Source organism: Photobacterium sp. R1 (assembly GCF_054600795.1).
On sequence record NZ_BAAHZP010000004.1, the window covers coordinates 254056 to 265515 of the forward strand.

The window sequence follows — 11460 nt, forward strand, 5'->3', positions numbered from 1 at the left end:
GTCGATATCGGCTCCGGTTCAGGGTAGAATCCGGTCAGCGTTAACCAGCCTGTGCAGAGGAACTTGTTTTGCACAGGCGAAGACTGAGGAAAACCATGTCATCTCAAGCCGATACGCCGGAATTTACTGACTGGCAGCAAATTGTCTCCCTGTTCCGTCAGGCATCAGCCGAGGGCAAAGATGAACTGCTGCTGCGCCTGTTACTGACCCCGGATGAGCGGGAATCGCTGATTGCCCGGGTGAATATTTTTCATGAGCTGCTGAACGGCGACCGCAGTCAGCGGAAGATCAGCGAACTGCTGGGCGTCGGCGTGGCGACCATCACCCGGGGGTCCAATGAGCTGAAGCACCATGATGCAGACATCCGTCAGTGGTTGTCGGATATCCTGAAAAAACAGCAGGACGCTCAGTAAGTATTCGTGTCTGACTGACAGCACTCGAGAACATGCACCGGCTCCGACAGGGCCGGTGCTTTTTTTTGCTTATTCTGCGGGGTAAAGGGCCGGGTTCATGAACGGAATCAGCGCCAGAATCAGTGCCTGCTGATAAACGCTGCTGCGGCTGAGCTTGTGGCCGGTCAGCATGGCAATCGCACCGCCCTGCTGTTTGACGTTCTGCTGCTGGAACATGTCATCCATCACGTCGCCCAGTTCTTCACCGTCATGTAAACGAGCCAGTGCCTGAGGCGGCAGCGGCAGGGACGCTGAACGTGATTCACCCCGCACCTGTCTATTGTCGATGACCATCCATGCAAAGGTGGCGCCTTCATCAAGGCCGGCTTCCAGACTGACATAGAAGTGAGCATCCGGTTGCTGTGATTTGGCATGTTCGACCCGGTTGCGTGCACCCGTGAGGGTTTCATCGGCGCACATCGGCTGGGCGCGGACACCGCTGTCAACCGCCAGTCCCCGGATGCTCAGCGTCTGCCCGGGAAAGACGTCGCAAAAGGCTGCCTCAACGGCCCGGATTTTGGCCGGATTGGTGGATGCAACGATGACGTGGATCTCTGTGGCGGGGGATGGTGTAGCAATAGACATGGCATGCTCCTTCAGTTTCATGCCGCTATTGTACGATTTGAAGGGGCGCTGTCACCCCTGACTGACGAAACCGGATGAATTTGTGAGTCAGGGGGGAGCGACAGGAGCACTAAATTTGCGATCAGAGGCGGTCGAATGACCAGTCGGACTGAATGATATAACCGTGAATTTTGAATTCGTCGTGGTTGACGAACAGGTTTGGAAAGTCCGGTTGTGAGGTGGAGAAGACGACACCGTCAGCCAGCTGCGTCATATGATAAAAATCGGGCTCGCTGCCGCGGACCGAGGCAAACACAGGTTGCTTCGGACGGTAGGGTGCCTTACGCGTGGCCAGCGCATAGCTGCCCAGTGGTGCGCACTGTGCAATGTTTTCGTTATCAACCAGCAGGCCCAGGCAGTCTTCGCGATCCAGGTGTTGCGGGATCGCACGTTTGCTCAGTACCTCGACATTCCCGCCTTCACGATAAGACAGATAGTCTTTGCGGTGAATGATCGGAATGTAGGTTGACGTCGAATGATGTCCCGTTTCGTGGCTGATGGCGGTTGTTGCCTGCGTTCCGGAGTCGATTTGACCCGTCAGCAGATAACTGATTGAAGTATTGAGTGTTTCCGCGATTTTTTCCAGCTCGCGTACTTCAATGCCGTACTTACCGGACAGTTTCCGGCTCATCGTCCCTTGTTGAAGACTCAGTGTTTCACCGAGTTGTTTTTGGCTGATCCCTTGGATCTTCGCCAGGCGCTTAATTCGCTCTAAATATTCCATATGAATGGCTTCCCGCTCGCAGTGAGAATGAATGCGAAAGGCATTCGCAAAAGTCATAAATTATTTTACTGATATCCTTGTCTAAAGGCTTTACTCAAGCTGAAAAGTGCGATGGATTTCGTTAAAGGAATATGCTTTTGCACTTGGTTGGGTAAAAAAGGGTACAATATTTTCTCAGTAAAATAAGCCAGTAAGGAAAATTGACCTGCCAGCTGCGCATAAAAATATCATATCAATTTCCCTCAAGAAATAAGCTTATTGCATGAAAAGTGAGGTTTTGTGCATATTTTATGATATGCAACCCAAGGTTTTCTGATATTTGTGCCAAAAGATGTGAACTTGATTCCAAGCGTTTAAACGCTTTTCTTTTTGTAAACGATTTCATATCCCGGCTTGCGATGTGCAGTTTATCTATAGCGAATGCTGATATTATTCCCTCCAGGTATGTCTCTGGGTGTGCTTTGACTCAATTGGGCGTCTGCCAGCAGCTCATGCATACAGGCAATGCGAAAAGTGCGAATAAGGATGGCTGAAGATGGCTGAATGTGGAATGGCATTTTTCCGATTCCCAAAAAACCTTCTTGCACAACTTTAGGTCATCCAGCACGCTCGTGGTGCAGGCGTAAAGCCTTTGCCCGATGTTGATAATACGAGATTTGTTTTTTATTTGATTAAATATCAATAGTTTGATTTATTGCTGTTCAGTCGTGTCCATGTCTGGTGTTTTTGGAACACTTATTGCTTAACCCTGAGTCTTGTAAAGTTTTGCCCTCTTTTAGGGCTATTGGTTGTTTTTTGCACAGTTCTTGTGCGAACTTAGGGAAGAGTTCAATGACTGAATCGATGTCGCAGGTTTCCGGGGCCGTGCAGGCCCTGACACAAAGCGCGGATACACTATTTTTACTGCTCGGCGCGATCATGGTGTTTCTGATGCACGCCGGGTTTGCGTTTCTGGAAGTCGGGACCGTCCGGCAGAAAAATCAGGTCAATGCGCTGGTGAAAATTCTGGCTGACTTTGGGGTCTCAACGGTGGCTTATTTCTTCGTGGGGTACTGGCTGGCTTATGGCGCGCACTTTTTTGAAGATGCGCAGACCCTGTCTGAGGGGAACGGGTTTGCCTTAGTGAAGTTTTTCTTTTTACTGACTTTTGCTGCCGCCATTCCGGCGATTGTCTCGGGCGGGATTGCGGAACGCGCCCGGTTTAATCCGGTGCTGGTGTCCACCTTTTTTATTGTCGGCTTTGTCTACCCGTTGTTTGAAGGCATGATCTGGAACGGCAATTTTGGCCTGCAAGCCTGGTTTGAAAACCAGTTCGGTGCTGTGTTCCACGATTTTGCCGGTTCTGTGGTGGTGCATGCGGTCGGCGGCTGGATTGCACTGGTCGCTGTGATGCTCCTGGGCATGCGAAAAGGCCGGATCCGGGCCGGAAAACACACCAACTTCGCCCCGTCGAATATTCCGTTTCTGGCGCTGGGCGCCTGGATCTTATGTGTCGGCTGGTTCGGTTTTAATGTGATGTCGGCACAGTCGATCAATGGCGTCAGCGGGCTGGTTGCGGTGAACTCACTGATGGCAATGGTTGGCGGTATTCTTACTGCGGTTATTCTGGGGAAAAACGACCCCGGCTTTATTCACAACGGCCCGCTGGCCGGACTGGTTGCCGTGTGTGCCGGTTCCGATCTGATGCACCCGCTGGGTGCTTTCGTGACCGGGATTGTAGCCGCAGCGGTTTTTGTCTGGCTGTTTACCTATATTCAGAATCACACCAAAATTGATGACGTACTCGGCGTCTGGCCCCTGCACGGCGTGTGTGGTGCCTGGGGCGGTATTGCCGCAGGGATCTTTGGTCTGCAATCGCTGGGCGGCATCGGCGGTGTCAGTCTGGTGGTTCAGCTGATGGGTACCGGCATCGGCATTGTCATCGCACTTGTCGGGGCTTTCATTGTTTACGGTCTGGTCGATAAACTGTCCGGCTTGCGCCTGAGCGAAGAAGACGAATTTAATGGCGCCGATCTGGCCATCCATAAGATCAGTGCGATCAACATGGAATAAGTTGATTGAACTTCAGCCATTGAAAATGCCGCCTTGTGCGGCATTTTTCGTGTGTACTGTTATCTAGTGAGTTGTTATCCAGACGGCTCATTTCTGTCTGATTTCTTAGCCTTATGACGACCGGAGCAATAGCTATCGCTTAAGCTCATGATGTGTTCCTGTGTCTGGATGTCGTGCATGCAAGCGGTGATGGAATCTCGAAACGCCGGGCAACATTTTTGGCGAAAAATTTGGCGAAAGGCTGGTCGAAAATTGGGGCAGAAAGCCTGGCGAGTGTGGTTTTTACTTTGTCTTGTGCCAGTGCTGCTGGATGTCGGACTGGCCGGCGCCGGAGAAACGGAGCTGAAAGCTCTGCACCAGAAAGAGCCTTATGTCAGCTGGGATCAGACGGCCTCTCAGGCCCGGGATATGCTCAAAACCCCGTCAGCGGATACCGCCAAACTGGAGCAAATTCGGGCGACGCTCGCTGAGCAGCGGGCCGAGGCATACCAGATCTCGCAGGATAAATCTGTGGATGTACGTTGGCTGGAGGCACAGATTAAATCGCTCGGCCCGGCGCCCAAAGAAGGGGAGAGTGAGCCGGAGGTGATCGCCAGTCGCCGGAGTGAGCTTGAAAATGAACTGGCCACCGCCAGCGCTCCCCTTTTTCTGGCGGTTGCTGCCTACGAACGGGCCAACCTGATGGTGGGCGAAGTGGATAAAGTGATCCGCAGGCAGCTGACCGACAAACTGCTGGATAAAAGTCCGACGCCATTGTGGCCCGGACACTGGGGCGATGCGCTGAGTGAACTGGTTCAGTATGCGCGTCAGGTCAAAGCTGAGTTTCAGGCCGCCCGGCAAGATGCAGACAAAGCCAGGGCAATGACAGGATCAATCCTGCCATTTGTCGGTCTGACCGCTGTGGCGGTGCTCACCATGATTCTGGCTCAGCCCTGGGGGATTAACCAACTGGACCAGTACAGCCGTACGCTGCGCCGGAAGAGCCATATTCTGATTTGTAACCTGTTCTCAACCTTACTGAGACTCGTCTTTCCGTTGCTTTCGGCCTTGTTGTTGCTGACTGCGATTGGGCAGCTGAAGCTGCCGTTGCCCTCAGCACAACTGACGATTCAGTCGCTGGCGGGGGCGGCGCTTTATATCGTGATCAGCCACTGGCTGGGCTTTCTGATCTTCCGTCCTCAGACGCCGGAGCAGCGGATCATTCATCTGGACGATGCGTCTGCCACGGAGGGCATTCATATCTGTCAGTGGCTTGGGGTGTTTATCGGGCTGATTATTCTGCTGACCGCCTGGAAAGGGGATTATTCTTTTTCGGCTGCCAGCTCGGCTTTTTTTACCTTACCGGTGATCCTGTTCGGCAGCTGGTTAATGTGGCGATTGGCGCAGTTGCTGCGAAAAGCTGCGAACCGGGCCGATGAAACGGAAGCGGACAGCGAGCAGACCAGCCACGTCAGCCGCGGGGTACTCAATGCGCTGGTCTGGCTGATGAAAGCTTCCAGTGTGCTCAGTGTGGTGTTTGTCTGTCTGGGGTATGACAGCCTGGCACGTCAGGCCATCATCCCTATGGTAATGTCGATTGCCTTGCTCGCGTTTGCTATGGTGATTTACTACGGTCTGCTGAATTTTATCTTCCGGATTTTCGGCAACTCAGACAGCCCGGCAGACGCACCGGACGCCGGGGTCAGTGAGAGCCTGTTGCCCATTGTGCTGATCGTGATCATCTGTTTGTTATTTGCGCCGGGACTGGCGCTGATCTGGGGCGCTCGCCTGACCGATATCGCTGAAGTCTGGCGTTTACTGTCTGACGGCATTGAACTGGGTGATGTGCATCTGTCGCTGGATGTCATCATTACCTTTGTCCTGGTCCTGCTCGCCGGGGTACTGTTGACCCGCTGGATTCAGTACGTCCTGCGCAATTCCGTACTCCCGAAAACCAAAACCGACCCCGGTGCCCGCACTGCGATTGTCACCGGGTTGGGTTATGTCGGTTATACGCTGGCAATCATCATTGCGGTCTCTGCGGCTGGACTGAATCTGTCCAATCTTGCCGTGGTGGCCGGGGCACTGTCAGTCGGGATTGGCTTTGGCTTACAGACCATTGTTTCAAACTTTGTCTCCGGCATCATTCTGCTGATCGAACGGCCCATCAAAGAGGGGGACTGGATTGAAGTCTCCGGCCATTCCGGGTTCGTGCGTAAAATCGCCGTACGCTCCACCCGAATTGAAACCTTCGATTTGCAGGATGTTGTGGTGCCCAACTCTGATCTCATCGCCGGCATCGTTAAAAACATGACTCTGCGTTCGAACCACGGCCGCTTGGTTGTCTCTATCGGTGTCGCCTACGGCAGCGATCTCAGCATTGTCAAACAAGTCCTGATGGACGCCGCGACAAAGCACACCATGATCCTCAGTTACCCCGCACCCAGCGTCGTCTTCACCGACATGGCCGACAGCGCCCTGCTGTTTGAACTGCGTTGCTTCGTCCGCGACATCAAAGAGTTCAAAGTCATTAAGTCCGATCTGCTGTTCGACATCTACCAAATCCTCACTGACCAAGGCGTCAGCATCCCATTCCCGCAACGGGATGTGAGTATTAAAGGACTGGAAGCGATGGTCAAAGCGTGGGGGGAGAAAGGGGCGTCGAGGGATAAGGGATTGCAGGAGGATTAAATCCCTTACAGAAAACAAAAAGCCCGCCAGGTCAGGACCTCGGCGGGCTTTGTGGCATCCCAAGATGCCGTCTTTAGCCTTTATGGTGCTTTGTCAGTGATTCAAGTTGTAATGCTGAGGTGCAATTGAGCGTGAAACGGATGACTAAATTGCCATCTCGATTTCTTTCAGCGATCGGCCTTGTGCGTCGCGCCAGTATTCCGGCCCGCTGCACGGATACCCAAGCAAAACTGCTGAGGCCTGCGAGGCACTGGTAAATAAAATATCATCGGTGGCAATCAGCTTGTCGCCGCTCTCGACTAACAGCCCTTTTTCTTTCAGGTTGGCTCTCAGATTGGTGTAGCCATTTGAAAGACTCTTCTGTACTTCCGGCAATGCCTGAGAGTTTTTGAGGACCACAATGCCTTCATCGGTTAACTTGGCAGTTGCGTCAATCTTTTTAACTTTCAGCTTTAACAGGCTTTTCTGCTGCGCTTCGGTTTCCTGAGCATCAAAGATGACTTTCGGCTCAAGTAATTTATGGCCCAGAGAGCCAATCACAACGCGGATGCTGTCGATGAATGTTTCCATGGCATCTCTGTCTCCACGGGGCAGAGATGAGGTTGGTGGGCGTTTGTCGTTATCCAGGGCGTATCGGTTCGATGAAACGACAATCTCGATGAGCCGGGCTTCCAGGTATTTCACATGAGCTTTGGTCAGGTTTTCATCTTTGTTAGTAAAGCAGATGGCTTCATTCCAGAAATCTTTTGCCGCGATGTGTTGCTGCAATCGCCTCTGGATGTGCTCTGCTTCACCAATATAAACAAGGTTTTTGCCCGTGTCAGAATCAAATCCAAACAGAAAATAGACGCCAGGCCTTTGTGTTTCTTCCCAATCCGTCAGATCTTTGACATGAATGCGCGGTACAGCAATGGCTTGTCCAGTCCAATTAACAATCTCTGCATGGCGAATGCCGGTCACCGTTCCGTTTGCAAGATAGATTTTGAGCTGTGTGCCACGCGCCATTTGAAAAGCCTTTGAATTTGTAGAGTTTAATCCCAGGCATGCTAATACGAATGTATTGTTTTTTCTATCGCTTACGCTGGAAAATGAGTTTGTCGTGGTTAACTTATTCAGGAACAGGATGGCTTTATGGGCGTCGATATCTAGCTCTTTCTGCTTCAATTAATGGGCAAAGTAGTCACACGCGTAAGTTTAAAAGCCGCGAAGTTGGCATTTTTGTCGATGGCTAACAGGTCGATACGGCGACGGCTGTCTTCCCAGTCTGAAAACTCTTCTGATATCACCAAACAATCAGGAGCGATGGCATCAATACAGCCTTTCAGCGCTTCTTGTAAATCGTGCCGCTCTTGCAGCCCTTCGGCTGCAAAAGTGGTTGGTGTCAGTGCGGTGAGGTTTTTGTTGGTGATATTGTATAGGCTCATAGTTACATTGCCTGTTCAACAATTGCATCGGTGAGCTGAAGCGAAGTTTGTTGGTTACCGTAGAGGTGTTGTTTTAGTTGGTCACACATAGTATGAAGTTCAATTATTTTCTCATTGATCCGCAGTTGCTCACACGCGGGAGCCACAGGAATTAGTAAACTTGACAGTTCTGTACTGTTAACGTTTTTGACACCACTAGTTGTTCTTATAGGGCCTTCTATTTGTCGCCTCACATCGCGAGAGTCTAGTAAAGATTTTACATAATGAGAGTTAATAGTGTCTGGTAGAATTCGAGCACGAACTAAATAGCCAGCATAAACAGTATTAACCAAATCATTATCCACAACAGTACAGCGACCGACGATACCTAAGCTACCATTTGAGCGTATTAGAAGAAGATCCCCTTGTTGCAATTGGTAATCAACTAATTCTTTTTCTGTCATCACCGAGTACTTCAGATCGCTTAAATCTACTTTACCACCAACAACATTGGGAATTCTTAATACTGGTGAGCCATTCATTTTATAGTCAGACTTTTTCGATGTACCGTATTTTAGATCCACAAACACATTTCCAAACCTACACCATTCCCACCCATTAGGCAGTTCAAATGGCTTTTCATCTTCAGAAATCGGCGGTAGCGCTTTTTGCTTTTTGATTTTCTTATCTTTAACTAATTGCGCTTTTTCTTCCGCAATTCTTTTTAGTAGCTCAGCAGCAGGCTCATCGCTTGGGTCTTGAGGAACCAACTTGCCCATCACTGCCAGTTGTAGGATGGTTTGCTTAAGCTGGTCGATACTCTCTTCGGTGGTGAATAAGGTATCGAAATGCTCACTGATTCGCGCCCAGTTTTGCATTAACTCGTTAGCATCGGCAGAGTTGGTGAGTGTGTCCAACAGAGTCGTTACCAGCACTTGATGTGCTTCGATACTGGCTTCGGTTTGTTGCTCTAGCTGGTCGCAGAGTGTCATTAGCTCATCGACTTTGGCGACGATACGATGTTGTTCATCAATTGGGGGAAGTGGAGTCAATACCTTTGACACAACTGTCCCTGATACTTCTTTGAAGGTAGTTCCACTTGCTTCTGCATCAATAAACTTTCCTGAACGCTTCAGGAAGTAATAGATGTACTCAGATAACTCTTGAAATATTGGTACAACAGATTTGAAGCCTTGGTTTGTCGCTAACTCGTTGGAAGTAATCGCAACGTAACCAATAGGCGCACGGCTAGAAAAAAGAACACTTCCTTTAGGTAATAGTTGAGCCGACGATTTTTCTAGGCCTAAATTGGTAATGTCTCTCTTGCCACTTCCGATATATTTGGACTTTAACCCGTATAAATCAGCAGGCGTAAGCCACTTTACACCTTTGTCAGTCCAGTAAGAATCTTCGTTTGATTTGGGAGTGCCTCCTCCGATAATGCCACCGAGATCTGATAAATAGCACCATTTCCAAGTGGATGGTATACGATATGGAATATCTTTTTCTGGTATATCACCGAGATCTTTGCTTTTCCTAAGCTTTTTATCTTGGATTAGTTTCTTTTTTGCTTCAGCAATACGTTCAAGCAACACAGAAGCAGGCTCATCATTAGGATCTTGAGGCACAAGCTTTCCTCGCACAGCTAACTCTAAAATCAGCTCACGCAGCTTTTTAACACCATACAGTTCTAGCTTCTTACTGCTACCGCGACCAGAGGTCGATTTGCTCTTAACTGCTGAAGTCCAAATATCAATATGTTCGGTAATTAGGTTTTCGACTGCCATTATTGCTCTCCACCTTGCTTTTTATCTTGAATGGTAGAGCTAAGCGCATCACCGAGAATGCCTTTCAGTTGGTCACGTAGTGCCTTAATTTCTTGCTGTTGTTGCTGATAGTTCGCCAGTAACTCTTCAGGATCATGGCTGACGACTTCGTCCTGATACGGGTTTTTAATATCAAGGTTAAAGTTGCGCTCGATAATATCTTCAATCGGCACTTTCCAAGCTTGCTTGGTCTCGATGCGGCTAGCGAATCCATCGGCCTCGTTACCCCACCAATCGATCTCTTGCTGGAACTCTTCAAACTTCATTGGTTTGGTTTTGCTGTAATTCTTCACACCTTCTGGATAAGGGTGCTCATAGAACCACACTTCTTTGGTCGGTTGGCCTTTGGTAAAGAACAGAATGTTGGTCTTAATACCTGTATATGGGTTGAACACGCCATTCGGTAAGCGAACAATCGTGTGCAGGTTACACTCTTCCGTCAGCATCTTTTTGATTTTGGTTTTTACGCCTTCACCAAACAAGGTGCCATCAGGCAACACCACACCAGCGCGACCATCTTTATCCAATACTTCGACAATAAGCTGCAAGAACAAGTCAGCCGTTTCACGAGTTTGCATTTCGGCAGGGAAGTTCTTTTCAATCCCGTCCTCTTCTGTGCCGCCAAACGGTGGGTTAGTCGCAATCACATTGATATTGCTATCCCAGTTTGAAAGCGGCTTGTTAAGCGTGTTGCCGTGCTTGATCTGCACGGGGACTTCGATGCCGTGGAGCATCATATTGGTGATACACAGCAAATGTGGCAGTTGTTTCTTCTCTACACCATGGATTTGCTTTTGCAGTGTTTGGTGGTCGGCTGCGCTTGTCACGTAGTTCTCTTTGACGTGATCGAATGAGCAAGCCAAGAAACCGCCCGTGCCACAGGCGGGATCCATAATTTGTTCGCCTAGTTTTGGATCCAGTCTGTTGACGATAAAGCGAGTCACCGCGCGAGGGGTATAGAACTCACCTGCGTTGCCTGCGCTTTGAAGATCGCGCAGAATTTGCTCGTAGATATCACCAAATAGGTGTCTCTCATTGGAGTCGGTAAAATCAATTTCGTTGAGCTTGTTAATCACCTGACGAAGCAAGGTGCCGTTTTTCATGTAGTTGAAGGCATCACTAAAGGCTTCTTTCACCACATAGCCGCGCGGGTTAATATCACTCGGTGCCGTTAGGTTCTTCAGTTTAGGGAACAAGTCATCGTTAACAAACTCAAGCAGTTCATCACCTGTAATGCCTTGATTATCTGCCGCCCAGTGACGCCATAGGTACTTCGCTGGGATGGGTTCGCGGTAATCATCTAGCTCGAACTCCAGCTCTTCTTCTTGGGCATCAAACACTTTAAGGAATAAAAGCCAAGACATTTGGCCCAGACGCTGTGCGTCACCATCAACACCTGCATCTTTACGCATGATGTCTTGAATGGACTTAATCACTGAACTGATTGACATGGTTTACTACTGCTAACGGACAAAAAATTGGGTCGGATTATAACAGAATTGACATGAAAAACGTGAATTAGAGCATATGCAAAAGGGTGGTTATTTGTCGCTCAATAAACAACAGTATTAGTTGTAATGTAGTGCCAGTGAATATTGACTTTTCTCGCTACAGATACAAAGAACGCCCAGCCTTGATTCTAAAGTCATCTCTAAAGAAAACGTCAGAAACAGGGGACTGGGCACTGTTGCGTTAAAATATTATCGATT

8 protein-coding genes and 1 pseudogene are annotated in these 11460 nt (G+C 49.5%); 3 read left to right on the forward strand and 6 right to left on the reverse strand.

Features of this window, described 5'->3' with window-relative positions; genetic code table 11:
• Positions 1-95: 95 nt before the first annotated feature.
• Positions 96-413, forward strand: coding sequence for a trp operon repressor (trpR, locus tag ACYP03_RS09020; protein ID WP_330960554.1), 318 nt, complete (start codon positions 96-98; stop codon positions 411-413).
• Positions 414-482: 69 nt separating this feature from the next.
• On the opposite strand, the gene yjjX is transcribed toward trpR, so the two are convergent.
• Complete coding sequence (yjjX, locus tag ACYP03_RS09025) at positions 483-1037, reverse strand: inosine/xanthosine triphosphatase (protein ID WP_459779287.1); 555 nt, start codon at positions 1035-1037, stop codon at positions 483-485.
• A 121-nt stretch (positions 1038-1158) separates the two neighbouring features.
• Complete coding sequence (locus ACYP03_RS09030; RefSeq protein WP_248141288.1) at positions 1159-1800, reverse strand: helix-turn-helix domain-containing protein; 642 nt, start codon at positions 1798-1800, stop codon at positions 1159-1161.
• Between the two features lie 831 nt (positions 1801-2631).
• Here ACYP03_RS09030 and ACYP03_RS09035 point away from each other — a divergent pair.
• Positions 2632-3852: an ammonium transporter gene (locus tag ACYP03_RS09035; protein WP_330960556.1), complete on the forward strand. Its 1221-nt coding sequence runs from the start codon at positions 2632-2634 to the stop codon at positions 3850-3852.
• Between the two features lie 273 nt (positions 3853-4125).
• On the forward strand, positions 4126-6522 hold the full coding sequence (locus tag ACYP03_RS09040; protein ID WP_459779290.1) for a DUF3772 domain-containing protein: 2397 nt from the start codon (positions 4126-4128) through the stop codon (positions 6520-6522).
• 144 nt (positions 6523-6666) lie between these two features.
• On the opposite strand, the gene ACYP03_RS09045 is transcribed toward ACYP03_RS09040, so the two are convergent.
• The 4 genes and pseudogenes from ACYP03_RS09045 to ACYP03_RS09060 all read right to left on the reverse strand — a co-directional run bounded on the left by ACYP03_RS09045 (position 6667) and on the right by ACYP03_RS09060 (position 11202).
• Entirely contained in the window at positions 6667-7686 is a 1020-nt protein-coding gene (locus ACYP03_RS09045; RefSeq protein WP_459779292.1) for a GIY-YIG nuclease family protein, read from the reverse strand.
• A 20-nt stretch (positions 7687-7706) separates the two neighbouring features.
• A pseudogene (locus tag ACYP03_RS09050) lies at positions 7707-7946 on the reverse strand (hypothetical protein); the annotation flags it as partial.
• 2 nt (positions 7947-7948) lie between these two features.
• Positions 7949-9712, reverse strand: coding sequence for a restriction endonuclease subunit S (locus tag ACYP03_RS09055; protein ID WP_459779294.1), 1764 nt, complete (start codon positions 9710-9712; stop codon positions 7949-7951).
• Positions 9712-11202 (reverse strand): N-6 DNA methylase, encoded by a 1491-nt coding sequence (locus tag ACYP03_RS09060; protein WP_459779297.1) that lies wholly within the window; start codon positions 11200-11202, stop codon positions 9712-9714. Before ACYP03_RS09060 ends, ACYP03_RS09055 begins: the two co-directional genes overlap by 1 nt.
• Between the last annotated feature and the right edge of the window lie 258 nt (positions 11203-11460).

What these genes read in the sequence shown, in the direction of transcription:
- trpR (WP_330960554.1), top strand. Translation starts at nt 96, where the DNA reads ATGTCATCTCAAGCCGATACGCCGGAATTTACTGACTGGCAGCAAATT.
- yjjX (WP_459779287.1), bottom strand. Translation starts at nt 1,037, where the DNA reads ATGTCTATTGCTACACCATCCCCCGCCACAGAGATCCACGTCATCGTT.
- ACYP03_RS09030 (WP_248141288.1), bottom strand. Translation starts at nt 1,800, where the DNA reads ATGGAATATTTAGAGCGAATTAAGCGCCTGGCGAAGATCCAAGGGATC.
- ACYP03_RS09035 (WP_330960556.1), top strand. Translation starts at nt 2,632, where the DNA reads ATGACTGAATCGATGTCGCAGGTTTCCGGGGCCGTGCAGGCCCTGACA.
- ACYP03_RS09055 (WP_459779294.1), bottom strand. Translation starts at nt 9,712, where the DNA reads ATGGCAGTCGAAAACCTAATTACCGAACATATTGATATTTGGACTTCA.
- ACYP03_RS09060 (WP_459779297.1), bottom strand. Translation starts at nt 11,202, where the DNA reads ATGTCAATCAGTTCAGTGATTAAGTCCATTCAAGACATCATGCGTAAA.